General features: G+C 74.0%; 21 protein-coding genes. 7 read left to right on the forward strand and 14 right to left on the reverse strand.

Annotated elements, in window-relative coordinates:
* Nucleotides 1–277: 277 nt before the first annotated feature.
* The 3 genes from topA to DEU31_RS03250 form a co-directional block, all read right to left on the reverse strand.
* Nucleotides 278–2,983, reverse strand: a complete 2,706-nt coding sequence (gene topA / locus DEU31_RS03240; RefSeq protein ID WP_133675733.1) for a type I DNA topoisomerase — start codon at nucleotides 2,981–2,983, stop codon at nucleotides 278–280.
* A 101-nt stretch (nucleotides 2,984–3,084) separates the two neighbouring features.
* Nucleotides 3,085–4,065, reverse strand: a complete 981-nt coding sequence (locus tag DEU31_RS03245; RefSeq protein ID WP_010549534.1) for a phosphatase PAP2 family protein — start codon at nucleotides 4,063–4,065, stop codon at nucleotides 3,085–3,087.
* Nucleotides 4,062–5,702 (reverse strand): methyltransferase, encoded by a 1,641-nt coding sequence (locus DEU31_RS03250; RefSeq protein WP_133675735.1) that lies wholly within the window; start codon nucleotides 5,700–5,702, stop codon nucleotides 4,062–4,064. The genes DEU31_RS03245 and DEU31_RS03250 overlap by 4 nt, the downstream gene beginning before the upstream one ends.
* Before the next feature lie 93 nt (nucleotides 5,703–5,795).
* On the opposite strand from DEU31_RS03250, the gene DEU31_RS03255 reads away from it, so the two are divergent.
* Entirely contained in the window at nucleotides 5,796–8,240 is a 2,445-nt protein-coding gene (locus tag DEU31_RS03255) for a DEAD/DEAH box helicase (RefSeq protein ID WP_133675737.1), read from the forward strand.
* Between the two features lie 171 nt (nucleotides 8,241–8,411).
* Nucleotides 8,412–9,740, forward strand: a complete 1,329-nt coding sequence (locus tag DEU31_RS03260; RefSeq protein WP_166649365.1) for a heparan-alpha-glucosaminide N-acetyltransferase domain-containing protein — start codon at nucleotides 8,412–8,414, stop codon at nucleotides 9,738–9,740.
* 61 nt (nucleotides 9,741–9,801) lie between these two features.
* Here the strand turns inward: DEU31_RS03260 and DEU31_RS03265 are convergent, their stop codons facing one another.
* The 7 genes from DEU31_RS03265 to DEU31_RS03295 form a co-directional block, all read right to left on the reverse strand.
* Nucleotides 9,802–10,140 (reverse strand): Rv3654c family TadE-like protein, encoded by a 339-nt coding sequence (locus DEU31_RS03265; protein ID WP_010549538.1) that lies wholly within the window; start codon nucleotides 10,138–10,140, stop codon nucleotides 9,802–9,804.
* The gene (locus tag DEU31_RS03270) at nucleotides 10,137–10,532 is read right to left on the reverse strand and encodes a TadE family type IV pilus minor pilin (RefSeq protein WP_133675741.1); all 396 of its coding nucleotides are present in this window, start codon (nucleotides 10,530–10,532) and stop codon (nucleotides 10,137–10,139) included. Before DEU31_RS03270 ends, DEU31_RS03265 begins: the two co-directional genes overlap by 4 nt.
* Nucleotides 10,532–10,732 (reverse strand): DUF4244 domain-containing protein, encoded by a 201-nt coding sequence (locus DEU31_RS03275; RefSeq protein ID WP_010549540.1) that lies wholly within the window; start codon nucleotides 10,730–10,732, stop codon nucleotides 10,532–10,534. The genes DEU31_RS03270 and DEU31_RS03275 overlap by 1 nt, the downstream gene beginning before the upstream one ends.
* A 117-nt stretch (nucleotides 10,733–10,849) precedes the next feature.
* A complete protein-coding gene (locus DEU31_RS03280) occupies nucleotides 10,850–11,941 on the reverse strand; it encodes a type II secretion system F family protein (protein ID WP_133675743.1) in 1,092 nt (363 codons plus the stop codon).
* Nucleotides 11,938–13,143: a TadA family conjugal transfer-associated ATPase gene (locus tag DEU31_RS03285; RefSeq protein WP_133675745.1), complete on the reverse strand. Its 1,206-nt coding sequence runs from the start codon at nucleotides 13,141–13,143 to the stop codon at nucleotides 11,938–11,940. Before DEU31_RS03285 ends, DEU31_RS03280 begins: the two co-directional genes overlap by 4 nt.
* Nucleotides 13,140–14,306, reverse strand: coding sequence for a hypothetical protein (locus tag DEU31_RS03290; RefSeq protein WP_133675747.1), 1,167 nt, complete (start codon nucleotides 14,304–14,306; stop codon nucleotides 13,140–13,142). The genes DEU31_RS03285 and DEU31_RS03290 overlap by 4 nt, the downstream gene beginning before the upstream one ends.
* Before the next feature lie 342 nt (nucleotides 14,307–14,648).
* Nucleotides 14,649–15,449 carry an exodeoxyribonuclease III gene (locus tag DEU31_RS03295; RefSeq protein WP_010549544.1) on the reverse strand — a complete coding sequence of 267 codons (801 nt, stop codon included), beginning with the start codon at nucleotides 15,447–15,449 and terminating at the stop codon, nucleotides 14,649–14,651.
* An 80-nt stretch (nucleotides 15,450–15,529) separates the two neighbouring features.
* Between DEU31_RS03295 and DEU31_RS03300 the strand changes: the two genes are divergently transcribed.
* Nucleotides 15,530–16,381 carry an SDR family oxidoreductase gene (locus DEU31_RS03300; protein WP_010549545.1) on the forward strand — a complete coding sequence of 284 codons (852 nt, stop codon included), beginning with the start codon at nucleotides 15,530–15,532 and terminating at the stop codon, nucleotides 16,379–16,381.
* Nucleotides 16,382–16,409: 28 nt separating this feature from the next.
* A complete protein-coding gene (locus DEU31_RS03305) occupies nucleotides 16,410–17,009 on the forward strand; it encodes an orotate phosphoribosyltransferase (protein ID WP_133675749.1) in 600 nt (199 codons plus the stop codon).
* Nucleotides 17,010–17,051: 42 nt separating this feature from the next.
* Here the strand turns inward: DEU31_RS03305 and DEU31_RS03310 are convergent, their stop codons facing one another.
* Complete coding sequence (locus tag DEU31_RS03310) at nucleotides 17,052–17,981, reverse strand: neutral zinc metallopeptidase (RefSeq protein WP_010549547.1); 930 nt, start codon at nucleotides 17,979–17,981, stop codon at nucleotides 17,052–17,054.
* Nucleotides 17,982–18,148: 167 nt separating this feature from the next.
* Between DEU31_RS03310 and DEU31_RS03315 the strand changes: the two genes are divergently transcribed.
* The 3 genes from DEU31_RS03315 to fbaA all read left to right on the forward strand — a co-directional run bounded on the left by DEU31_RS03315 (nucleotide 18,149) and on the right by fbaA (nucleotide 20,771).
* Nucleotides 18,149–18,889 carry a DedA family protein gene (locus tag DEU31_RS03315; protein WP_133675751.1) on the forward strand — a complete coding sequence of 247 codons (741 nt, stop codon included), beginning with the start codon at nucleotides 18,149–18,151 and terminating at the stop codon, nucleotides 18,887–18,889.
* On the forward strand, nucleotides 18,886–19,536 hold the full coding sequence (locus DEU31_RS03320; RefSeq protein WP_010549549.1) for a TrmH family RNA methyltransferase: 651 nt from the start codon (nucleotides 18,886–18,888) through the stop codon (nucleotides 19,534–19,536). The genes DEU31_RS03315 and DEU31_RS03320 overlap by 4 nt, the downstream gene beginning before the upstream one ends.
* 206 nt (nucleotides 19,537–19,742) lie before the next feature.
* Nucleotides 19,743–20,771 (forward strand): class II fructose-bisphosphate aldolase, encoded by a 1,029-nt coding sequence (gene fbaA, locus DEU31_RS03325; RefSeq protein WP_010549550.1) that lies wholly within the window; start codon nucleotides 19,743–19,745, stop codon nucleotides 20,769–20,771.
* Nucleotides 20,772–21,155: 384 nt separating this feature from the next.
* Here the strand turns inward: fbaA and DEU31_RS03330 are convergent, their stop codons facing one another.
* The 3 genes from DEU31_RS03330 to DEU31_RS03340 form a co-directional block, all read right to left on the reverse strand.
* Complete coding sequence (locus DEU31_RS03330; RefSeq protein ID WP_053916127.1) at nucleotides 21,156–21,473, reverse strand: DUF2516 family protein; 318 nt, start codon at nucleotides 21,471–21,473, stop codon at nucleotides 21,156–21,158.
* Between the two features lie 116 nt (nucleotides 21,474–21,589).
* The gene (locus DEU31_RS03335; protein ID WP_133675753.1) at nucleotides 21,590–22,888 is read right to left on the reverse strand and encodes an FUSC family protein; all 1,299 of its coding nucleotides are present in this window, start codon (nucleotides 22,886–22,888) and stop codon (nucleotides 21,590–21,592) included.
* Nucleotides 22,885–23,319, reverse strand: coding sequence for a hypothetical protein (locus DEU31_RS03340; protein WP_126987365.1), 435 nt, complete (start codon nucleotides 23,317–23,319; stop codon nucleotides 22,885–22,887). Before DEU31_RS03340 ends, DEU31_RS03335 begins: the two co-directional genes overlap by 4 nt.
* Nucleotides 23,320–23,326: the final 7 nt, after the last annotated feature.

Genomic DNA, 23,326 nt, shown 5'->3' on the forward strand with positions numbered 1-23,326 from the left:
GCTTCGAGCACGTGAGCTCACTGTAGGCCGAAGATGCCGGGCAGGCGTGGTCTCGGTGCTCCCGACCGCCCGTCGACGCGGCGACGTGACCGCGCAGTGCGCGGTACTGACCGCTTGGACGGCGAGCCCCGGCGCTTCGCGCACCCAGGGTGAGCACATGCGGGGCCGCGCCGTCTCCCGGAGGAGGCGGGCGGGGGCCGTGGGGTGGGCGGCACAGGTGCCGACCGGACCGTGCCGAAGGAGCCGACGGACACGCTGCGCGTCCGTCGGCGCCGGCTCACTTCTTCGTGGTCGTGGACTTCTTCCGCGTGGTGGTGGCGCGCTTCGCGGGGGCCTTCTTCTTCGCCGGTCCCTTCGCGCGCTTCTCCGCGAGCTTTTCGATCGCGACCTGCTCCGTGATCTCCTCGACCTTCTCCGTCGCTCGCAGCGACACGTTGGTGGTGCCGTCGGTGATGTACGGGCCGAAACGTCCGTCCTTGATGACGATCGGCTTCTCCGAGGTCGGGTCGGTGCCGAGCTCCTTCAGCGGGGGCTTCGCCGCGGCGCGGCCGCGGGTCTTGGGCTGGGCGTAGATCTTCTCGGCCTCCTCGAGGGTGATCGAGAAGATCTGATCCTCCGTCTCCAGCGAGCGGGAGTCGGTGCCCTTCTTCAGGTACGGGCCGTAGCGGCCGTTCTGGGCGGTGATCTCGGTGCCGTCCGCGGCGGTGCCGACCACGCGCGGCAGGCTCAGCAGCTTCAGCGCGTCCTCGAGCGTGACGGTCGAGAGGTCCATCGACTTCAGCAGCGAGCCGGTACGGGGCTTCGGCTGCTTCGACTTGGGCACCTTCTTGCCGTCGGCGCTCTCGGGCTCCGGCAGCACCTCGGTGACATAGGGGCCGTAGCGGCCGTCCTTGGCGATGATCTCGTGGCCGGTGTCGGGGTCGGTGCCGAGGACGCGCCCGTCGTCCTTGGCCCGCTCGAGCATCTCCTTCGCCTTCTCGACGGTGAGCTCGTCGGGTGCGACCTCGTCGGAGACGTTCGCGCGGCGCGGGTCCGCGCCCTCGACGACGTTCCCCTCCTCGTCGGTCGGGTACTGCTCGACGTAGGCGCCGTAGCGGCCCACGCGCAGGGTGATCCCCTCGCCGATGTCGATCGAGTTGATGGCGCGGGCGTCGATCTCGCCGAGGTCGTCGACCATGGGCTTCAGCCCGATGGGGGCATCGCCCGTGCCGTCGGAGAGGTAGAAGTCGCGCAGGTAGTCCGCGCGGCCCAGCTCGCCGCGGGCCATGCGGTCCAGCTGCGCCTCCATCTGGGCGGTGAAGTCGTAGTCGATGAACGGCCCGAAGTGCTCCTCCAGCAGGCGCACCACCGCGAAGGCGGTCCAGCTCGGCACCAGCGCGGTGCCGCGGCGCAGCACGTAGCCGCGGTCCTGGATCGTCGCGACGGTGGAGGCGTAGGTCGAGGGGCGGCCGATGCCGCGGTCCTCGAGCGCCCGGACCAGCGAGGCCTCGGTGTACCGCGGGGGCGGGGTGGTGGTGTGCCCGTCGGGGACCAGCTCACGGGTGGGGAGGGTCTGGCCCTCCTCCATCTGCGGCAGGCGCTTGTCGTCGCCCTTGTCGTCGTCGCCGTAGCGGGAGGCGTCGCGCCCCTCCTCGTAGGCGGCGAGGAAGCCGCGGAAGGTGATCACGGTGCCGGCGGCGCGGAAGGTCGCGCTGCGGCCCTCGTTCTCGACCTTCAGCTCGACAGTGGAGGTGGTGCCCTTCGCGTCGGCCATCTGCGAGGCGACGGTGCGCTTCCAGATCAGCTCGTAGAGGCGGAACTCGTCGCCGGAGAGCTGCCCTGCGACATCCGCCGGGGTGCGGAAGTGGTCGCCGGCGGGCCGGATCGCCTCGTGCGCCTCCTGCGCGGACTGCGACTTGTTCGTGTAGACGCGGGGCTTGTCCGGCACGAACTGGGAGCCGTAGAGCTCGGCGGCCTGGGCGCGGGAGGCGCGGATCGCCTCGCCCGAGAGCGTCACCGAGTCGGTGCGCATGTAGGTGATGTAGCCGTTCTCGTACAGCGACTGCGCCACCCGCATGGCCTGGCGCGCGCCGAGGCGCAGCTTGCGGCTGGCCTCCTGCTGCAGCGAGGAGGTGGTGAAGGGGGCGGCGGGCCGGCGCGTGTACGGCTTGGACTCCAGCGAGGTGACGGTCGCCGGGGTGGAGCCGAGCACCTGCACGAGCTCGCGGGCGGAGGCCTCGGTGAGGATCGTCGCGCTCTTCGAGCGGGGCTTGAGGGTGCCGTCGTCGGCGAAGTCGCTGCCGGTGGCGACGCGGGCGCCGTCGACGGTCTGGACCTTCGCGGTGAACTGCTCGGCGTCGGGGCCGAAGGTGCCGGTCACGTCCCAGTAGTCGGAGGCGACGAAGGCCATCCGCTCCCGCTCCCGCTCGACCACGAGGCGGGTCGCGACGGACTGCACGCGCCCGGCCGACAGCGACGGCTTGATCTTGCGCCACAGCACGGGGGAGAGCTCGAAGCCGACCAGGCGGTCCAGGATGCGGCGGGTCTCCTGCGCGTCGACCAGGTGCACGTCGAGGTCGCGGGTGTTCTCCAGCGCGCCCTGGATCGCGTCCTTGGTGATCTCGTGGAACACCATGCGCTTGACGGGAGTGGACTTCTTGGGCTTGAGGGTCTCCAGCAGGTGCCAGGCGATCGCCTCGCCCTCGCGGTCCTCATCGGTGGCGAGGTAGAGGGTGTCGGCGTCCTTGAGGGACTTCTTCAGCTCGGCGACGGTCTTCTTCTTGTCGGGGCTGACGATGTAGAACGGGTCGAAGCCGCCCTCGACGTCGACGCCGAACTTGCCGTACGGCCCCTTCTTCATCTCGGCGGGCAGGTCTCGGGGCACGGGGATGTCGCGGATGTGGCCCACCGACGCCTTGACGTCGTACTCATCGCCCAGATACCGGGCGATGGTCCGTGCCTTCGCCGGGGACTCGACGATCACCAGATGCCGTCCGCCTGTCACGTCGCCTGCGTCCTTCCTCGCCGCGTCGCTCGCGGCCGTACGTCACGCCCCGTCGCGGGGTCGCATCTCCGCCGCGCGCTGACTCGGTGCGCGGCGATTGCTCACGGTACACGCTCCGCCGGAGGTGTCCGCAGGACGCTCGGCGTGCGCAGCACCAGGACCAGCGCCACCCAGGCGGCGGTCGCGCCGGCGATCACGGCGCCGGTGGCGCGGAAGGCCGCGAGCTGCGAGGCCCGGTCGGCGAGGTCCAGCGGGAGGGGGAGGCCGGCGATGCCCGCGGCCCCGGCGACCAGGCCGACGGCGCCGATCGCGCCGAGCACGACGGCGCAGGCCAGCTCGACCCGTGGCAGGCGCGGCACGTCCTGGCGGAGGTCGCGTCCGCGACGGCGCCGCCCCCGGCCGGCGTGCGCGGCCGTGCGGCGCAGCCGCCGCCTCGTGTGCAGCCCGTCCACCCCGAGCACGAGGAAGGTCCAGGCGGCGCTGACCGCGATCGCGCCGATCACGTCGCTGGGCCGGTGCCATCCGGTGACGAGGGTGCCGATGCCGGCGGCGCCGCTCCACAGCAGGCCGAGCGGGGCGACCAGCGGCCGGGCCCGTCCGGCGACCAGCACGAGCGCGATCATCGTCGTCGCCGCGAGGGTGGAGTGGCCGGAGGGGAAGGAGTTCGTGGTCGGCTCGATGCCGGGGCCGAGCACCTCGCGGCTGACCAGCAGGTGCTTGATCACCTGGGTGGTGAGGTTCGCGCCGAGCACGAGCGCCGCCAGCGGCAGCAGCAGCGCGGGACGGTGTCGCAGCAGCGCGATCACGGCCGTGAGCGCGAGCAGGGCGATGATCACCGGCATGCTCACCGTCTCCACCGCGAGCTCCGCGATCCGCGAGAGGAGGCCGTCGTGGTTCCGGGAGCCGGAGAGGGTCAGCTGGTCCAGCCGCTGACCGCTCGCGGTGCCGACCGCGCCGCGGGCCACCAGCACCACCGCCGCGCCGCACACCGCGGCGACCAGCAGCGACAGCAGCGGCCGGGCGAGGCCGACGGGGGAGGGCGGCGCGGGCTCCGCCGCGGGGAGGGCCTCGGGCGCCGTCACAGGGTCACCATCCCCGTCAGCGCGAGCTCGCGCACGGCGGGCAGGACCCGGGCGCGGGTCTCCTCGACGTCCGCGTCGGTGAGGGCGCAGACCGCGGCGATCACCTGGCCGAGGGTGAGCGTCCCGTCGAGCGCGCCGACGGTCGCGGCGAGCGCCTGGTCCGCCGGGACGGTGCGGGCGAGGCCCGCCCCCTGCACCAGCTCGATGAGGAGCGGGTCCCACTGGCCGGGCGTGAGGTGACGGCGCTCCACGACGTCCTCGGCGCGGACGGGGCGGGTCGCGGCGAGCGCCTCGTCGTCCAGCGCGGAGAGGCGGTCGAGCGCGGCGAGGGAGGCGGCCAGGTGCTCCGAGAGGGTGCCGCTGCCGGTGCCGGTCGCGAGCTCGGTGCGCAGCAGGCCCCGTCGGCCGGCGTCGGGACGGCGCAGCAGCAGGTAGCCGAAGCCGATGCCCTCGACCGCGCGGGAGGCGAAGTCCTCGAGCCAGGCGTCGATCAGCGCGTCCCAGCGGTGATCGCGCGGCGTGATCCCGCCGTCGCGGGCCCAGGTCCCCGCGTACTCGGCGGGGTCCTCCCGGTCGCGCTGCAGCACCCAGGCGTCGACACCGTCGGTGAGCGCGGGCTCGAGCCATGCCCGCGGATGCGCGAAGCCGTCCTCCTCGTCGGTGATCTCCCAGTTGCCGAGCATGACGGCGCTCGCGCCCGGGGCGAGGTGCGCGGGGAGCTGTGCGAGCAGCTCGGCGAGCAGGGTGTCGCCGGCGCGGCCGCCGTCGCGGTAGGTCCAGGGGTCGTGCTCGTCGTCGCCCGCGCGGGGCGTGATCACGAAGGGCGGGTTGGAGACGACGAGGTCGAAGACCTCGCCGGCGACGGGCTCGAGGAGGGAGCCGCGGCGCAGGTCGAGCTCGATCCCGTTCAGCGCCGAATTGAAGGCGGCGAAGGCGAGGGCGCGCTCGGAGAGGTCGGTGGCCACGACGTGCTCGGCGTGGCGGGAGGCGTGCATCGCCTGGATCCCGCCGCCGCAGCCGAGGTCGAGCACCCGGCCGACGGGCGTGCGGGGCGTGATCCGGGCCAGGGTGAGGGAGGCGCCGCCCACGCCGAGGACGTGCTCGGGGGAGAGAGGGGCGCCGGTCGCGAGCTCGGAGAGGTCCGAGGCGATCCACCAGTGGAGGGGGCCGGCATCGTCCTCGGCGGCGTAGGGGGCCAGGTCCACGAGGGCGCGGACGGAGGGAGCGTCGGCCGCGGACCCGTCGGCCGTGTGCACGTCGGCCGTGTGCACGTCATGCCCGTCGGCCGTGGGCCGGTCGCCGGCGGGGCAGTCGGCGGGGGCGAGCAGGCCGAGCCGCTGCGCGCCGTCGAGGCCGAGGGTGGGCAGTGCCGCGGCGACCCGGGCCGCGGGCAGCGTCTCGCCGAGCACGAACAGGGACAGGAGCGTCGCGGCCGGATCGGTGCTCGCGGCGAGCCGGCGACGGGCCGGCGCCGGGTCCTCGCGACGCAGCGCGGCGGAGGCGACGGCGCCGAGGATCTCCTCGAGGTGCTCGGTGGCGTAGCGGGATTCGCGCAGGTCCGTGCCGAGGGCCTCGATCTCCGGGGTCAGGACGATCGGGGCGGCGGCCGGTGCGTGCTCCGGGGCGGTGGCGGGCATGGCTACGATTGTGCCCCAGCGCGCCCGGAGGATTCCGGGGAGGACGTGCGGAGAATGCGCAGACCCTGTGGGGACGCGGGAGGACGGTGAGGGATGCGGGCAGGCAGGGCCTCGGAGCTGCTCGCCGACCTCAGCGCCCCGCTGATCCGCCACGGCTGCCTCACCCACGTCGAGCGGCGGCCCGCCCGCGAGGGCCGACGGGGCAGCTTCCCGGAGTGGACCGACCCGCGCCTGGTCCTCCACCTCGCCGAGCGCGGCATCACCGCCCCCTGGATCCACCAGGAGCAGGCGGCGCGCCTGGCGCACGACGGCCAGGACGTGGTGCTCGCCACCGCCACCGCCTCCGGCAAGTCCCTCGCCTACCTGCTGCCGACCCTCACCGCGATCGGGGCGCGGGAGATCGACCCCGGGGCGCCCCGGGCGACGGCGCTCTACCTCTCGCCCACCAAGGCGCTCGCCGCGGACCAGCTCACCAACATCACCGCCCTCGCCGACGGGGCCGGGATCCGCGACGCCCGCATCGCCGTGTACGACGGGGACACCCCGGCCGAGCAGCGCCGCTGGGTGCGCCGCCACGGCACCGTGGTGCTCACCAACCCCGACATGCTCCACTTCGGGATCCTGCCCGGGCACGAGCAGTGGGCCCACTTCTTCCGGGCGCTGCGCTACGTGGTGATCGACGAGTGCCACAGCTACCGGGGGGTGTTCGGCAGCCATGTGTCGATGGTGCTGCGGCGCCTGCGCCGGATCGCCGCGCGGTACGGGGCCGATCCCACGTTCGTGCTCGCCTCCGCCACCACCGCGAACCCGGAGCTGTCCGCCTCACGGCTGATCGGACGGGATGTCGAGGCGGTCACCGAGGACGGCTCGCCCCGGGCCGGGCTCACGATCGGGCTGTGGGAGCCGGGCACGCGCACCCGCGTGGACGGCCGCGGCGACCCGGCGCGGTGGGAGGAGCCGGGCCGCGACGCGAACGACGGCGAGGAGGACGAGGGTCGCGACCAGGACGCGCAGGGGCGTCGCGAGGAGCCGCTGCGCCGCTCGGCCACCAGCGAGGCCGCCGCGCTGCTCGCCGATCTCGTCGAGCGGGACGTGCAGACCCTCGTCTTCGCCCGCTCGCGGCGCGGGGCGGAGCTCGTCTCCACCGGGGCGCGGCGCCTGCTGGGGCAGAAGGCGGAGGAGGGCGCCGATGCGCGCCTGGCCGATGCCGCGCAGCGGATCGCCGCCTATCGCGGCGGCTATCTCGCCCGGGAGCGACGCGGGCTCGAGGACTCCCTGCGCAGCGGTGAGCTGCGGGCCCTGGCCTCCACCAACGCCCTCGAGCTCGGGATCGACATCTCGGGGCTGGACGCCGTGGTCGTCGCCGGCTGGCCCGGCACCCGCGCCTCGCTGTGGCAGCAGTTCGGCCGCGCCGGCCGCAGGCAGGACTCGGGCGGCGGCTCCCTGGCCCTGTTCGTCGCCCGCGAGGATCCGCTGGACACCTACGTGGTCCACCACCCCGAGACGGTGTTCGGCGCCGAGGTCGAGGCGGCCGTGTTCGACCCCGCCAACCCGTACGTGATGACCCCGCATCTGTGCGCCGCCGCCTCCGAGCTCGCGATCCGCGACGGCGAGGAGGAGATCTTCGGGCCGACGGCGCGGGAGCTGCTCACGACCCTCGCCGCCCGCGGCGTGCTCCGCTCCCGCGCCACCGGCTGGTACTGGACGCTGAGCGAGTCCGCGCACGAGCTCACCGACCTGCGCGGCAGCGGCGGGGAGCCGGTGCGGATCGTCGAGGAGGCCGGCGGCGAGCTGCTGGGCACCGTCGATGCCGCGAGCGCCCACACCCAGGTCCACGACGGCGCGGTGTACCTCCACCAGGGCCGCAGCTACGTGGTGAACCGGCTGGACGTGGACCAGGCCGTCGCCTTCGTGCGCCGGGAGGACCCGCTGCACTCCACCCATCCGCAGTCCGCCTCGACGCTCCGGATCCGCCAGGTGGACCGCGAGGTGCCCTGGAAGGACGGGGTGCGGCTGTGCTTCGGCACCGTGGACGTCACCGACCAGGTCACCGGCTACCAGGTGCGGGACGTGTTCACGCAGGCCGTCCTCGCCCAGCACCCGCTGGACCTGCCGCCGCGCACCTTGACCACCAAGGCCGTGTGGTGGGTGGTCCCGCGCGAGCGCACCGACGCCGCTGAGATCCCCGCCGAGGAGCTGCCCGGGGCGCTGCACGCCGCCGAGCACGCCGCGATCTCGATGCTCCCGCTGCTGGCCACCTGCGACCGCTGGGACATCGGCGGGCTCTCCGCCGCCGAGCACGAGGACACCGGGGAGCCGACGATCTTCGTGTACGACGGGGCACCGGGCGGCGCGGGCTTCGCCGAGCGCGGGGCCGACGATGCCGCCGCCTGGGTGCGGGCCACGGCGGACATGATCGCCGAGTGCGGCTGCGAGGCGGGCTGCCCGGCCTGCGTGGTCTCGCCGAAGTGCGGCAACGGCAACGAGCCCCTGTCGAAGGCGCAGGCCGTGCGGCTCCTGGGACTGCTCGAGGAGTGAGGGCGGCGCGCCGACCGACGCACCGCGCTGCCCAGGATGGACGAAATATCCGATTCGGAGCCATACTGGGGCGCGACGCCCGGGACGGGCGGGGCCGTCGGGGCCCGCTCTCGAGCAGCTCCCCGCGGTGCGGGTGGAGCGGCATGGCCGCATCGGGCTGAGGAGCCGCCGATGAACAGCGCAGTGACCGGCAGTGCAGCGACCGACAGTGCGGCGACCGGCAGCGCGGGGACGGATCGGATCCGGGCTGCTCGGTCCGGTGCTCCGGCGCGTCGCGGTCCGCGCGAGAGGCTGGCCGCCCTGGTCTCCCCGCCGCGCGTCAACGCCCTCGACATCGCCCGCGCCCTCGCGATCCTTGGGATGATCGGGGCGCACGTCGGGGACATCCCGCCCTTCGACCCGACCTGGCCGGCCAGCTACCTCTCGATCGTGCACGGCAACTCCTCGATGCTCTTCGCCGTGCTCGCGGGGATCTCGATCGCCCTGGTGACCGGGCGGCGGCGGATCCCGGGGCCGGCCGAGCTGCCGCGGCTGCGCGCCTCCCTGCTGGGCCGGGGCATCGCGATCTTCCTCATCGGCCTGGTGCTCGAGATGGTGGGCACCGGGGTCGCGGTGATCCTCACCTTCTACGGGGTCGTGTACATCGCGGCGCTGCCCGTGATCCGGCTGCGCCCCTCCCGCCTGCTGCTGCTCGCGCTGCCGATCGTGCTGCTCGGGCCGGTGCTGGTCACTCTCTCCGAGATGCTCTCGCTCGGCTCCTACGGGCCTGGCGCCGATCTCGTGCTGACCGGCAGCTACCGCTTCACCTCCTGGGCGCCGCTGATCCTGCTGGGGATGGCGCTGGGCCGGATGCCGCTGGACCGGCCCGGGGTGGCCGCGAGGATCGCCGCGATCGGCGCCGGGGTTGCAGTGCTCGCGACCGCTGCCGGGATGGCGCTCGCCGCGCTGCTCGGCACGCTCGCCCCCAAGGTGTACGGGCCCGAGGCGGAGTCCGCGGCATCGAGCGCGGTCGTCGAGGAGGGCGTCGAGGAGGAGGACGAGCCCGGCCTCGGCTGGGACGGCTACGGGGAGTCCCTCGCGGCGATGGACCCGGCGTGGGAGCTCGGCGAGTCCGTGATCTCGCTGACGCCGCACTCCGGCTCGACGCTGGAGATCTTCCGCTCGGGCGGGATCGCGCTGGCCGTGATCGGAGGGCTGCTGCTGATCGCGCGACCCCTGCGCTGGGCGCTGCTGCCGCTGTCGGCGATGGGATCGATGCCGCTGACCGCCTACTCGGTGCACCTGGTCTCCCTGGTCGTGCTCGCCGGGCCCGGCGGATGGATCGCGGACAACCGCGTCTGGGTCGCCTCCGCCGTGGTGCTGCTCGTGGCCTGCACCGCCTGGTCCGCGATCAAGGGGCGCGGACCGCTGGAGCGGGTCACCGCCTGGGCCGCGCGGCGCGCCGGGCAGGCGGTCCCCGCCGCGGCACCCGGCCCCGCCCCGAGGCCCGCCGTCCGGTAGGTCGCTGGCGGCAGGTCGCTGCGGCGTCGGGGCCTTCGTCTCCTGCGGAGCCCGTCCTCGCTCACGTCTCCGGGACCTCCGACGGCCCGGGGCCCGCCCTCGATTCCGCGACCGCGGAGGGGAGCGCTCCGGCGTCGACCTCGACCCGGACGAGCACGTCCCATTCCCGCGGCTCGCAGCCGGTGAGCGTCGCGCCGTTGCGCTCGGCCGTCTCCGCCGCGACCCGGCAGGGGTGCGGATGGGCGACCGCGAGCGCATCGGCGCCCGCGAGGGAGGCGAGATCCGCGGCGGTGCCCGCCTCGGCCCGGGCGAGCACCCCGCCGCCCAGCAGCGCGAGGGAGGCCACCACCGTGGTCGTCGTCCCTGTCCAGGCCAGCACCGACGCGCCTGACGTGCTCATGGTGTCCCTCCCTCGAGCAGCTGCGGTTCGAGCCGTGCCTCGGCGTCGGCGCTGAGGGACCAGGACGCGCCGGACATCGGCCCCGCGGGGGCGTGCAGCGTGCGCGTCACCTCGACCCGCACCCACTGGCCGGATCCCGAGACGGACACGGCCGTGCCCTCCCCGCCGATCCGCTCCGCGACCTCGACCGCCGCCGCGGTGTCCTCTCCCCGGGCGAGCTCCCGCGCCGCGCCGCGCGCGGCGCTCTCGAGCTTCAGCTGGGAGGCCAGGCCCGCACCGGTCAGCAGCACGACCACCACCATCACCACCACGACGGGCAGCACGATCGCCGTCTCCGCCGTGGCGGACCCCCGGTCGTCCCGCAGGCGGGACGACCGGGCGGACCGCATCATCACGACCCCATCGACAGGGCGGAGGTGATGATCCCCATCAACAGGGTCCGCACCTCCCCGGACGCCAGCAGGGCGACCAGGACGGCGGCGAAGCCGCAGGCCGCGAGCACGGTGATCGCGTACTCGGCGGTGGAGGCGCCGGTCTCGTCCCGCCAGCGGCGGGCGAGGGTGCGGCGCAGTCGGTTCCTCGTGCAGTGCATGGTGCTCCTCCTTCGTTCTGCGGGGCGGCGCTCGCCGTCCCGCGGTGGCGGCTCCCGCCGCCGACGCCGTCCCCGGGCGGGGACGACGGACCGGGACCTTCCCGGTGATCCGTGGCCTCACGCTCCGCCGGAGGTGAGGGAGAGGGTGCCGCCCAGCAGGGAGATCACGGTCGGCACGATGCCGAGGGCGACGAAGGCAGGCAGCAGCGCCGCTCCGGTGGGCAGCACGAGGCGGACGGCGAGCTCGGCGGCGCGCACCTCGGCGTCCCGGGCGCGGCCGCGACGGGCGTCCCGCGCCGCGGAGCGCAGCACCCTCGCGAGATCCGCGCCGGTCTCCTCCGCGAGCACGGCGGAGCGTCCCAGGGCGTCGAGCTCCGCGGGGAGCGCGTCGACCGCGAGCCGTGCAGGGACCCCGGCGGCGAGGGCGGAGGCGACGGCCCGCATCGCCTCGGCGTCCGACCCTCCCGGCAGGGCCGCGGCGACCGCGGCGAGGGCGCGGGACAGCGGCAGCCCCGACTCGAGCGCCCCGGCGATCAGCTCGAGCGCCACCGACGGGTCCACCTCCGTGCGCAGGGGAGGGTCGGCGCTGCGCAGCAGGCGGCGCATCCACCACCAGCCCAGCACCGTCAGGGCGATCCCCGCCCCGCCGAGCAGCCGTCCCGAGGTCGAGGCGACCAGGAGCCGCAGCGGGTCGCCGCCCAGGAGCATGCCGAGGCCCAGTCCGGCCAGCGGCAGCACGAGCAGGATCCGGGCGGTCGAGCGCGGGCCCGCGAAGGCGCTGCGCCGCGCCTGCGCGGCGTCGTGTAGGTCGCGCAGGGCGTCGGCGAGGTGCTGGAGCATCACGGCGGCCGGGGCGCCCGTCCGCTCGCACACCGCGAGCGCGGCGCCGAGCGAGGCGACCGTCGGCGCACCGCGCAGCCGTCCGCCCGCCGCGCGGCGCGGATCCGCTCCGGCGGCGGAAGCGCGGGCCAGATCCCGCAGGTCCCCGTCGGGAAGGGTGCGCGCGAGCGCGCCCCAGCCCTGCCGGATGCTCGCCCCGGAGCTGATCACGCTCGCGAGCTGCTCGACCGTGCGGGCCAGGTCCAGCGGACCCGAGGGGGCGCGGCGGGACCGGGAGGCCCTCACCGGCGCTCCGGCGGGGAGCGCCGGCGGGACGAGCACCCACAGCAGCACGAGCGCGAGGGCGCCGACGGCGAGGACGGGGATCATGCCGCCCTCCGTCCCGCTGCCCGGACGGGCCCCGCGCCCGCCCCGTGATGCAGGCGGGAGGCGAGATGCTCCGCGGCCGGCCCCTCCCGCAGCGTCCCGCCCTGCGAGCGCAGCGCGGTCCGGGCGGTGAGCATCCCGTCCCCTCCGCGCGAGAGCACGGCGATCTCCTCCAGCACGCGCAGCCCGTCGCGTCGGCCCAGGTGCACGACGACCTCGAGGGCGCTCGCCACCTGCGCGGCGAGCGCGCCGCGGTCCAGCCCGCCGAGGGCGCCGAGCGCCTCGAGCCGGGCCGGGACGTCCGCCGCAGTGTTCGCGTGGACCGTGCCGCAGCCGCCGTCGTGCCCCGTGTTCAGCGCCTGCAGGAGCTCACGGATCTCCTCGCCGCGGCACTCCCCGAGCACGATCCGGTCCGGCCGCATGCGCAGGCTCTGCCGCACCAGCGCGGTGAGGTCGACGGCGCCCGCGCCCTCGCTGTTCGCGTGCCGCGACTGCAGGTGCACGACATGGGGGTGGTCCACGGCGAGCTCGAGCACGTCCTCGACCACGACGATGCGCTCCTGCGGCAGAGCCTCGTGGAGCATCGCGGCCAGCAGCGTCGACTTCCCGGTGCCCGTGCCGCCCGTGACCAGGAAGGGCACCCGGGAGCGGACCAGCGCGCGAAGCACCTCCCGCACAGCGGGGGTCAGCGCCCCCAGGCGCTCGAGATCGTCGAGGTCCAGGCGCTCCCGCGAGGGCAGGCGCAGCGAGAGGATCGCCCCGCCCGGGGAGAGCGGCGGGAGCACGGCATGGAAGCGGATCCCGGAGGGGAGGTGCGCATCGGCCCAGGGCACCGCGTCGTCGAGGCGGCGACCGCCGGAGGTCGCCAGGCGCACCGCGAGATCCCTCGCCTCGCCGGCGGTGAGGCGGAGCCCCGCGGGACGGAGCCCGCCCGAGTCGTCCACCCAGACCGTCCCATCGTCGTTGACCAGCAGGTCCGTGACCCCGGGGGCGATGAGCCCCTGCAGGGGGCCGAGGCCGTCGACGTGGTCCCGCACCCGCGCGGTCAGCTCGAGGGTCGCCGCGGCACCAAGCACCCGCCCCTGGGCGCGCAGCACCCTAGCGATCCGCGGCACGTCCACCGCGCCGGGGGAGCGCACCAGGTCCTCCCTCACTCCCGCGAGCAGGGTGTCGAGGGAGCCCTCGTCCGTGCTCCGGCCGCTCATGCCGGCTCCTGCATCATGAGCTCGGCGAGCAGCTCACGGGCGGCGCGATCCGCACCTCGTCGTCGTATGTCCAGCAGCGGGACCGCGCCGCGGGGGCTGTCGCGGAAGGAGACGGCGAGGGGGAGGCCGAGGTCCTCGGCGACGTCGGCGGCGGAGAGTCCGCCGCCGCGGCGCACCACCGCTCTCGTGAGCCCGGCCGGTGGCGACCACTCCCGCAGGCGCCGCGCGGCGGACCGCACCGCATGGTCGCTCGCGGGCAGCACCAGCAGGAGCTCGTCCAGGTGCGGGACCGCGCAGGGGACGAGCGCAGCGGCGAGGTCCACGACGACCGTGCCGTCGAGCGGACAGAGCGCCGCGAGCACGCGCGGCAGGTCCTCCTGGTCGGGCCCGGGCCGATCCCCGGCCACGAGCAGGTGCACCTCGTCGATGCGCGGCAGGCCCGAGCGCAGCGCCTCGCCGTCGTCGACGCCGAGCGAGGCGGTCTGAGACCAGTCCAGGCCCGGGGCGCCGCTCGCCTCGACCAGCAGGTCGAGCCCTCCGCCCAGCGGATCCGCGTCCAGCAGCACGACGGGTCCGTGGCGGCGCGCGGCCCCGGCGAGCCGGGCGGCGAAGCTCGAGGCGCCGGCCCCGCCGCACCCTCCGGTCACGCCGATCAGCCGGGCGCCCGAGCGGGTGCGGGTGAGCTCGGCAAGGCGCGAGAGCAGCTCCTCCGAGGCCGAGGGCAGCGGCAGGACCGCGAGGGCGCCGGCCTCGAGCGCGAGGGGCCACAGCTCGGCGGGCACCTCCTCGGCGGCGAGGACGACGATCAGCGGGGCGCGGCCCAGGGCGGCGCCGGGGGAGCGGGGCACCCCGTCGCGGAGGGTCTCGGCGGGGACGACGGTGCAGCCCGCCGTCTCGTGGGGCTCCTCGAGGAGCCAGGAGCCGGCCGCCGTGGCATGGTCCGCCACGAGCTCCCGCAGGGGACCCTCCGGTCCCACCCATCGGACACCCTGACGGGGCCTGCCGGGGCTCTCGGCGCGGTCCTGCCCGGCGCCCGGGAAGCGGGAGCGGGGCCGTCGCGGCGCGCGGGCCGGGGAGGGGTCGAGGGAGGCGGGAGCTGAGGTCCGCCCGGGCCCTGCAGAGCTCGGCGAGCGGTCGGCGGCGGAGGAGATCGTGCTGGTCATGTCGCCATCGTGGCGAGCACGGTCGGAGGACGACAGGCCGTCGGCGCGGCGGTGGACGGACGGGGTCTGTGGAGGAGAGGTCGCAGGGACGAGGGTCCTTGCGTCCTCTCCTCCGGGCGCGTAGTGTGAGCTGTACCACGACGGATACCGGCATCGGAACCCACGTACGACTGGTCCCCGCAACGGACCGGCTGTGAGACGTCGACAGCGTCACCGCAGCTGCTTCACGTGTACGCCTGATCCCGATGCAGACGGCCCGTCAGGAGCGGCGGTGCGACTCGATCGCACCGCCGCTCCACCATGTCCGGACGCGGTGCGGGAGCAGCCCGGGCCGGAGCGTCCTCAGAGCTCCAGGTCCACCACGACCGGCGCGTGGTCCGAGGCGCCCTTGCCCTTGCGCTCCTCGCGGTCGATGAACGACCCGGTGACCGCGCTCTGCACGGCGGGGGAGCCGAGCACGAAGTCGATGCGCATGCCCTCCTTCTTCGGGAAGCGCAGCGCCTGGTAGTCCCAGTAGGTGTACACACCGGGCCCGGGATGCTCGGGCCGCACCACGTCGGCGAAGCCCTCGTCCACGACCGCGCGGAAGGCCGCCCGCTCCGGTTCGGTGACGTGGGTCCTGCCCTCGAAGAAGTCCATGTCCCACACGTCGTCGTCCTGCGGGGCCACGTTGAAGTCGCCGACGAGCGCGACCTTCGCCGCCGCGTCCGCGGCGAGCTCGCGCGCGCCCTCGGCGCGCAGCGCCTCGAGCCAGCGCAGCTTGTAGGGGTAGTGCGGGTGGTCCAGCTCGCGGCCGTTGGGCACGTACAGCGACCAGATCCGCAGCCCGTCCCCGACGATCCCGCCGAGCGCCCGGGCCTCGACCACCCCGGTCTCGTCCTCGGGCCAGGTGGGAACGGCCGGGAGCTCCGTGCGCACGTCGGACAGGCCCACGCGCGAGATCAGCGCGACCCCGTTCCACTGGTTCAGCCCGTGCGCCGCGACCTCGTAGCCGGCCGCCTCGAGCGCGGTGAGGTCGAGCTGGGCGGGCTTGGCCTTGATCTCCTGCAGGGCGAGGACGTCCACCTCGTGCCGTTCGAGGAAGGCGAGCACGCGGTCCATCCGGGCCCGCAGCGAGTTGATGTTCCAGGTCGCGATGCGCATGCCGCCGATCCTACGGGGCGCGGGCGCGCGTCCGCCTCGAACGGTCCATGGCAGGCTCCGGACCTGCGTAGACTCTGTCCATGGCGCGCGCACTCGTCACGGGATCCACTTCAGGGCTGGGACTCGAGTTCGGCTGGCAGCTGGCCGGCACCGGGCACGACCTGGTCCTCGTCTCTCGTGACGAGGACCGGCTGCGCGCCGTCGCCGAGCAGATCCGGGACGTCCACGACGTCACCGTCGAGGTGATGTCGGTCGACCTCTCCGACCGCCGCGAGCTCGAGCGGGTCGAGGTCCGCCTGACCGATCCCGTCGACCCCGTCGACCTGCTCGTGAACAACGCCGGCTACGGGCTGCGCGGCGGCTTCCTCGAGGTGGGGATCGAGGACCACGAGAAGCAGCTCGACACCCTGATGCGGGCCGTGCTCGTGCTCTCCCACGCCGCGGCCCGGACCATGGTCCAGCGCCGCCGCGGAGCGATCCTCAACGTCAGCTCCCTCGCCGGATACACCACCGCCGGCCCCTACGCGGCCTCCAAGAGCTGGGTCACCGTGTTCACCGAGTCCCTCGCCATGGAGCTCAAGGGCACCGGCGTCACCGCCACCGCCCTGCTGCCCGGCTTCGTCCAGACCGAGTTCCACGAGCGGGCCGCGATGTCGATGGACGGGCTGCCCCGCATCACCTGGCTGAAGGCCCCGTACGTCGTCGAGCAGGCGCTGAAGGACGCGGCCAAGGGCTCGGTCCTGTCGATCCCCTCGGTGAAGTACCGCACCGCGGGGGAGATGTCCCGGATCGCGCCGCGACCGCTCGTGCGCGCCATGACCTCCCCGAACTGGTACCGCCGCCTGCAGACGCGGTCCGTGGAGCGCTCCCGCCGTCGGGCCTCCCGCCGCAACCTCCGCGCCCCCTGGCAGCGCGAGGACGACGCCCTCTGACGGGGTGGGCATCCACTACCCTGGCCGCATGTCCTCCACCAGCACGGATCCCGTCCACCAGCTCCCGATCGACGAGGCCCGCGAGCGTCTGCGCGTCCTCATCCGCGACCTCGCCGTGGTGCGCGGCCGCGTCACCCTCTCCTCGGGAGCGGAGGCGGACCACTACGTGGACCTGCGCCGCATCACCCTGCACCACGAGGCCGCGCCCCTCGTCGGCCGCGTCATGCTCGACCTGCTGCAGCGCGAGGGCCTCGTGCCCGGCGTCGAGGCCGTCGGCGGCCTGACCCTGGGCGCGGACCCCGTGGCGACCTCGATCCTGCACGCCTCCGCCGCCGATCCGGCGCTCGATGCGCTGGACGCCTTCGTGGTCCGCAAGGCGAACAAGGCCCACGGCCTGCAGCGCCGCATCGAGGGCCCGGACGTCACGGGCCGCCGCGTCGTCGCGGTCGAGGACACCTCCACCACCGGCGGCAGCGTGCTCACGGCCTGCGAGGCGCTCGCCGAGGCCGGCGCGGACATCGCCGCGGTCGCCGTGATCGTGCACCGCGCCGACGCCTCCCGCGACGCGGTCGAGCAGGCCGGACACCGCTACCTCTCCGCCTACGACATCTCCGAGCTGGAGATCTGAGGCCGGAGCTCCCGGAGCTCGACCGGACCCGGCCCGCCCGGATCAGACCTGGTCGGCGGCGAAGGTGTCGCAGGAGGCGATCGTGCCCTGCTCGTAGCCGGTGGTGAACCAGGCCCGACGCTGCTCCGAGGAGCCGTGGGTCCAGGTCTCCGGCCGCACCTGTCCGCCGGCGACATCGCCCTGGATGTGGTCGTCGCCCACGGCGCTGGCGGCCGAGAGCGCGGACTCGATGTCCTCCGCGGTCAGCGGCTGCAGCATCGCGTTGCCCTCGTCGTCCACCGAGTTCGCGGCGTGGTGCGCCCACACCCCGGCGTAGCAGTCGGCCTGCAGCTCGAGCCGCACCCCGTCGGACTGCGGACCGGTCTGCGAGCGGTCCGCGGTCTCCATCACCCCGGTGAGGTACTGGATGTGGTGGCCGTACTCGTGGGCGACCACGTACATCTTCGCGAGCTGCCCGCCGTCGGCCCCGTACTGGGTGGCCAGCGCGTCGAAGAAGGACACATCGACGTAGAGGGTCATGTCGGCCGGGCAGTAGAAGGGGCCGACGTCGGCGGTCGCCGCGCCGCAGCCGGTCTGCACCTGGTCCTCGAAGATGAGGCCCTGCGCCTCGACGAAGTCGATGCCCTCGGCGGGGGCGAGCTGCCCCCACGTGGAGTCCGCGGACTCCACGGTCGCCTGGACCAGGCAGTCGTCGCTCTCGTTGGCGTCGGCACCGGTGAGGCAGTGGTCCAGCGAGCCGCCCTCGGCCGCCGGCCCCTGCTGCGTGCTGCTGCCGCCGCCGAGCAGGTCCAGCGGGTTGCCGCCGATCAGCGTGTAGATCAGCACCACCACGAGCAGCAGGCAGCCGGCGCCGCCGCCGAGCTTGAGCCCGCCTCCGCCCCGCCCGCCGCCGCGCGGGGAGAAGCCGCCCCCGCCGCGACCAGCGGCGGAGACGTTGTCGGAGCGGATCTCCGCGTTCGGATTGAAGGTCATGCGCACAGAGTAGACCGGGAGTCCGCTGTGAACAGCCGGAACAGCGTTCGTGGAGGTCCTGGGCAGGGGGCGGGCGGGCCGGGGCGCGCGCCCGGGGCGGGCACCTAGACTCGGGGGCGGGCCGACGAGGTCCGACTCCTCCACCACGACCTCCGGGAGCCATCTGCATGAACATCGTCGACTGGGCCGTCTCGACCATGGACGCCCTCGGGCCGCTCGGCGTGTTCCTGCTGATCTTCCTCGAGAACATCTTCCCGCCGATCCCCTCCGAGGTGATCCTGCCGCTGGCGGGGGTGACCTCCGCCGGGCCGAACCAGTCGTTCTGGCTGATGCTGCTGGCCTCGATCGCGGGATCCGTTGTCGGGGCGTGGCTGCTCTACGGGATCGGGCGCCTGCTGGGCCCCGAGCGGCTGCGGGTCATCTTCATCCGCCTGCCGCTGGTGCACGTGGAGGACTACGACAAGACCGTCGCGTTCATGGACGAGCACGGCTACAAGGCGATCTTCTTCGGTCGCTTCGTGCCCGGCATCCGCTCGCTGATCTCGATCCCGGCCGGCCTCTACGCGATGCCGATCGGGATGTTCACCCTGCTCACCGCGATCGGCAGCGGCATCTGGAACACCCTGTTCATCACCATCGGCTACTTCATGGGCTCGAACTGGACCGTCATCGAGCCCTACACCGACATCTTCTCCAACGTCGCCTACGCGGTGATCCTGCTGGTGGTGCTGTGGTTCGCGGTCAAGCTCGTGCTGCGCGAGAAGAAGCGCCGCGAGCTGGGCCTGCCCGATCCCGACGCGGAGGAGATCACGGAGCTGGACCAGGAGAAGGCCGAGGAGAAGGCCGAGCCGGGCCAGGGGGCCACCGGGTCCGCCGACTCCTCGGAGGAGCGCGCCGAGGAGCGATGAGCGAGGCTCCCCGCGCAGCGGACCCCGGCCGCGAGGTCGGCGTCGGCCCCCATCCCGAGCCCTGGCCCGAGGATCCCCGCCTGGACCCCGAGCTGCTCGCCGGCGGCGACCGTCGCAACGTGGAGGACCGCTTCCGCTACTGGCGGCGAGAGGCGATCATCGCCGAGCTCGACACCCGCCGCCACGACCTCCACGTCGCGATCGAGAACCTCGAGCACGACGCGAACATCGGCTCCGTGGTGCGCACCGCGAACGCCTTCGCCGTCGGCGCCTTCCACATCGTCGGCAGGCGCCGCTGGAACCGGCGGGGCGCCATGGTCACCGACCGCTACCAGCACGAGATCCACCACCCCGACGCCGCTCACCTGATCGCCTGGGCGCGGGAGGAGGGCAGGCCACTGGTCGCGATAGATCTGGTGCCCGGGGCGGTCCCGCTCGAGCGCACCGCCCTGCCCCGGAACGCCGTGCTCGTGGTGGGGCAGGAGGGGCCGGGGGTGAGCCGCGAGCTGCTGGAGGCGGCGGATCTCGTCGTCGGCATCACCCAGTTCGGCTCGACCCGTTCGCTGAACGTCGCCGCGGCCGCCGCGATCGCGATGCACGCCTGGGTCCTCCAGCATGCCGAGATCCCCGAGGGCCCGCTGCGCTGAGCGGAGCGGGCGACGGACGGCGCCGGAGACGGGCACGGCCGGGCCGCGCCGTCCACGCCCTGACCGACGTCCTGCGCCCCGACGTCCACGCGGGACCTCCGGACGGAGCATGCCGGGTGCGCTGTGGAACAATGGGCACGATCGGACGACCCCGCGCGGAGCACCGCCGGTCGTCATCGACCCCACCGACGAAGGAGAGTGCCCCCATGGCAGTCGTTTCCCCGGATCAGTACGCAGAGATGATCGATCGCGCCAAGGCGGGCAAGTTCGCCTACCCGGCCGTGAACGTCTCCAGCTCGCAGACCGCCACCGCCGCCCTCCAGGGCTTCGCCGAGGCGAACTCCGACGGCATCATCCAGGTGTCCTTCGGCGGCGCCGAGTACCTCTCCGGCTCCACCATCAAGGACCGCGTCGCGGGCTCCATCGCGCTGGCCGAGTACGTCCACGCCGTCGCGAAGAACTACCCGATCAACGTCGCGCTGCACACCGACCACTGCGCCAAGGAGGTCCTCCCCACCTGGGTCGAGCCCCTCATCGAGTGGGACCTCGAGAACCGCGTGAGCAAGGGCCTGGACCCGCTGTTCCAGTCGCACATGTGGGACGGCTCCGCCGTGCCGGTCGACGAGAACCTCGAGATCGCCGAGAAGCTGCTCGAGAAGTCCGTCGCCGCCAAGAAGATCCTCGAGATCGAGGTCGGCGTCGTCGGCGGCGAGGAGGACGGTGTGGAGGCGAACGTCTCCAACGACAAGCTCTTCTCCACCCCCGAGGACGGCCTGAAGACCGCCAAGAAGCTCGGCCTGGGCGAGCGCGGCCGCTACCTCACCGCACTGACCTTCGGCAACGTGCACGGCGTGTACAAGCCGGGCAACGTGAAGCTGCGCCCCTCCGTCCTGCTGGACATCCAGAAGGCCGTCGGCGCCGAGTACGGCCAGGACATGCCCTTCGACCTGGTGATGCACGGCGGCTCCGGCTCCACCCTGGAGGAGATCCAGGAGGCCGTCGACAACGGCGTCATCAAGATGAACATCGACACCGACACCCAGTACGCCTTCACCCGCCCCGTCGTCTCGCACATGTTCGAGAACTACTCGGGCGTGCTGAAGGTCGACGGCGAGGTCGGCAACAAGAAGGCCTACGACCCCCGCGCCTGGGGCAAGAAGGCCGAGGCCGGCATGGCCGCCCGCATCGTCGAGGCCTGCGAGAACCTCCGCTCGGCCGGCACCCACCAGGCCTGAGTGACGACCTGATGCGCTGAGCGCCGACCCGGCGCCTGCACGAGAAGGACCCCGGAGCCCCATGGCTCCGGGGTCCTTCCCTGTCCGGGGACGCCCCGGTCGCCTCGGCCCGCCGCGCCGCTCCTGCGCCTCCCGCGCCGCTCCTGCGCCTCCCGCGGCGCTCCTGCCCCGCCCGCGTTGCTCCCGCCCCGCGCGCGGCGGGGCGGCGAGGTCTTGTGAGTCCCAGGACCCATGCGCTGTCACGCATGGGTCCTGGGACTCACAAAAGGTGGCGGCCCGCAGGGCGCCCGACGGGTGCACGAGTGGCGGCCGAGGGACGGCCGTCGAGGCGGCGGTCGGGGCGGCCGGCGGGGTGGCCCCGGGGGGTGGCCGGCGGCCGTCAGCTCACCAGCGGTTGCCCTGGGCGCGGCCCATGACCCGCTTCAGCGCGGGCAGCACGTCGGCCAGGAAGATCCCGGCGATGATCACGCCGGCCAGCATGAACAGCATGTTGCTGCCGCGCCCGATCGGGTACGGCAGGGAGAGGAAGCCCAGCAGCATCGCGACGCCGGTCAGCACGCACCAGAACACCTTCGAGCGCTTGCCCGCGGCCGTGTAGGCGTCGGGGCGGAAGCGCAGCGCGTTGACGAACGCCCAGATCTCGAGGGCGAGCAGGGCCACGGCGAGGATCAGGAAGATCCACATCTGGATGAGGGCGATCATCGCTCCAGGATAGGGGCGCGCCCTGGACGCTCTCCGCAGACGCGCCCCTCGCCCACTGGACCGCGCTGCTCGTGCCCGGGGGCCGCGGCGACCGCGCCCTGGGCCGCGCCGCCCGTTCAGCGGCGGCGGTCGGGGTCCGAGCGGTCCGTGATCAGCAGCTCGAGCGCCTCGGTCGTGGCGGGCGGCTCCACCGCCTTCATCTCCATCGTCATCGGGCGCGGGCCGATCGCGTCGCCGTCGGCGGCGATGACCAGGCTCGGCAGGAACTTCTTCGCCTCTGCGGCGGTGAGCCCCGTGGCCTGCAGCAGGTCGATCGCGAGCGAGCGCAGCTGGATCGTGAGGGTCACGCCCTCGAAGTGGCCGGCTCGCCCCGGCCGCAGCCCCTCGTCGTTGCGCAGCAGCATCTCGGGGGTGAGATAGGAGCCGAACAGCCGCAGCTGGCGACGCGCCGTGGTGAAGTCGACCTCCTCATGGGTGATGGCGACCCGCAGCTCCTGCACGGCGTCGCGGGCGGCGAGCAGCGCGTCGGCGAGGGTCGAATGGGCGTCCCCGCGCACGGCCTCCAGGAACTCCGCCTGGCGGCGCGCGATCACGCGCAGGTTCCGCATCGCCCGGTCGGAGCCGACCAGCAGGTGCTGGATGCGCTCGACCTCCTCGGCATGGCGCAGCCCGGTGGGGGAGAAGGTCGCCATCTCGTTGGCGACGTCATTGGCCAGGCTCCACTCGTCGGTGTACTTCTGGGAGACGTCGCGCAGGTTCCGCAGCGTCGCCCGCGCCACCCCGCGGTCCCCGGTGCGGGCGGAGACGGCAAGGCTGACCAGCGCGTCCTCGAGCTCACGGTAGAAGGAGTCCGCGGCACGGGACTGGAGTCGGCGCGGGTTGCCGGAGAGCAGCAGGTGGATGACGAGCGCCACGCTCACGCCGGTGAGCGCGTCCAGCACCCGCCCTCCCGGGGTCATGGTGGGGGTGGCCGGCATGATCATCACCAGCAGCGACTGGATGGTGACCTGGAAGCCGAAGAGATTGCTGGACTCGAGGAAGCGCGCGAGCATCCCCGCGCCGAACACGACCACCAGGATCTGCCACGCGCCGGAGCCGATCACCTGGCGGGCCAGCTCCCCCAGGAGCACGCCGAGCATCACGCCGCAGCCCAGCTCGACCACTTTGCGCATCTTCTTCTCGATACCGAAGCCGATGATGATGAAGGCGACGATCGAGGAGAAGAACGGGAATTCGTGCCCCCACACGAACTGGCTGATCAGATAGGCGAGCGAGGCGGCGAGCGCCGCGCGGGCGACCGTGAGCGCGTCGGCGCGGCCGCGGGAGACGCCGCCGCGCAGCCGGCCGGACAGGGCGCCGCGGACGCGCTCGATGACGGGCAGCGGCCCGGTGGGCGTGAGCGAGAAGTGCTTCATGCGGGCACCGGATCCTGGCGCCGACGGCGCAGCAGCTCCTCGAGCTCGAAGGTGTCTCCGTCGCGGGCGCCGCGGCCGACGACGAGCGGTGCGGGGGAGGGCTCGGGCGCCTCGCCGCGCAGCCGGGCGAGGAGGCCCCCCTCGACGCGCAGCACGTAGTAGCGACCCTCCGCATCCACCGCGAGGGAGCGGTCGCGCTTGAGGTACCAGCCGCTCAGGCCGGTGCGCACGGTGCCGCTGCCGCGATAGGGCCGAGCCCGCAGCGGCACCGGGGCGATGCCGTCGGCGAGATAGCCGGCCACCGCCTCACGGATCAGCGCGGTGGCCCGTGCGTGCTCGTCCTCACGGGCGGCGCGGAGGGCCTGCTCCTTGGCCTCGACCACCTCGCGTCGGTGCCGGGACCACTCCTGCTGCTCGGCCTGGGGGTTCATGACGCCA

Source organism: Brachybacterium sp. AG952, from assembly GCF_004362645.1.
Lineage (GTDB): Bacteria > Actinomycetota > Actinomycetes > Actinomycetales > Dermabacteraceae > Brachybacterium > Brachybacterium conglomeratum.

Bases quoted from the DNA above. Each gene is read 5' to 3' on its own strand.
- DEU31_RS03340 (WP_126987365.1), bottom strand. From the start codon at position 23,319: ATGAACCCCCAGGCCGAGCAGCAGGAGTGGTCCCGGCACCGACGCGAG.
- DEU31_RS03310 (WP_010549547.1), bottom strand. From the start codon at position 17,981: ATGACCTTCAATCCGAACGCGGAGATCCGCTCCGACAACGTCTCCGCC.
- DEU31_RS03280 (WP_133675743.1), bottom strand. From the start codon at position 11,941: ATGATCCCCGTCCTCGCCGTCGGCGCCCTCGCGCTCGTGCTGCTGTGG.
- DEU31_RS03255 (WP_133675737.1), top strand. From the start codon at position 5,796: ATGCGGGCAGGCAGGGCCTCGGAGCTGCTCGCCGACCTCAGCGCCCCG.
- DEU31_RS03290 (WP_133675747.1), bottom strand. From the start codon at position 14,306: ATGACCAGCACGATCTCCTCCGCCGCCGACCGCTCGCCGAGCTCTGCA.
- DEU31_RS03285 (WP_133675745.1), bottom strand. From the start codon at position 13,143: ATGAGCGGCCGGAGCACGGACGAGGGCTCCCTCGACACCCTGCTCGCG.
- DEU31_RS03330 (WP_053916127.1), bottom strand. From the start codon at position 21,473: ATGATCGCCCTCATCCAGATGTGGATCTTCCTGATCCTCGCCGTGGCC.
- DEU31_RS03335 (WP_133675753.1), bottom strand. From the start codon at position 22,888: ATGAAGCACTTCTCGCTCACGCCCACCGGGCCGCTGCCCGTCATCGAG.
- DEU31_RS03305 (WP_133675749.1), top strand. From the start codon at position 16,410: ATGTCCTCCACCAGCACGGATCCCGTCCACCAGCTCCCGATCGACGAG.
- fbaA (WP_010549550.1), top strand. From the start codon at position 19,743: ATGGCAGTCGTTTCCCCGGATCAGTACGCAGAGATGATCGATCGCGCC.
- DEU31_RS03295 (WP_010549544.1), bottom strand. From the start codon at position 15,449: ATGCGCATCGCGACCTGGAACATCAACTCGCTGCGGGCCCGGATGGAC.
- DEU31_RS03315 (WP_133675751.1), top strand. From the start codon at position 18,149: ATGAACATCGTCGACTGGGCCGTCTCGACCATGGACGCCCTCGGGCCG.
- DEU31_RS03260 (WP_166649365.1), top strand. From the start codon at position 8,412: ATGAACAGCGCAGTGACCGGCAGTGCAGCGACCGACAGTGCGGCGACC.
- DEU31_RS03275 (WP_010549540.1), bottom strand. From the start codon at position 10,732: ATGCACTGCACGAGGAACCGACTGCGCCGCACCCTCGCCCGCCGCTGG.
- DEU31_RS03300 (WP_010549545.1), top strand. From the start codon at position 15,530: ATGGCGCGCGCACTCGTCACGGGATCCACTTCAGGGCTGGGACTCGAG.
- DEU31_RS03250 (WP_133675735.1), bottom strand. From the start codon at position 5,702: ATGCCCGCCACCGCCCCGGAGCACGCACCGGCCGCCGCCCCGATCGTC.
- DEU31_RS03265 (WP_010549538.1), bottom strand. From the start codon at position 10,140: ATGAGCACGTCAGGCGCGTCGGTGCTGGCCTGGACAGGGACGACGACC.
- DEU31_RS03270 (WP_133675741.1), bottom strand. From the start codon at position 10,532: ATGATGCGGTCCGCCCGGTCGTCCCGCCTGCGGGACGACCGGGGGTCC.
- DEU31_RS03320 (WP_010549549.1), top strand. From the start codon at position 18,886: ATGAGCGAGGCTCCCCGCGCAGCGGACCCCGGCCGCGAGGTCGGCGTC.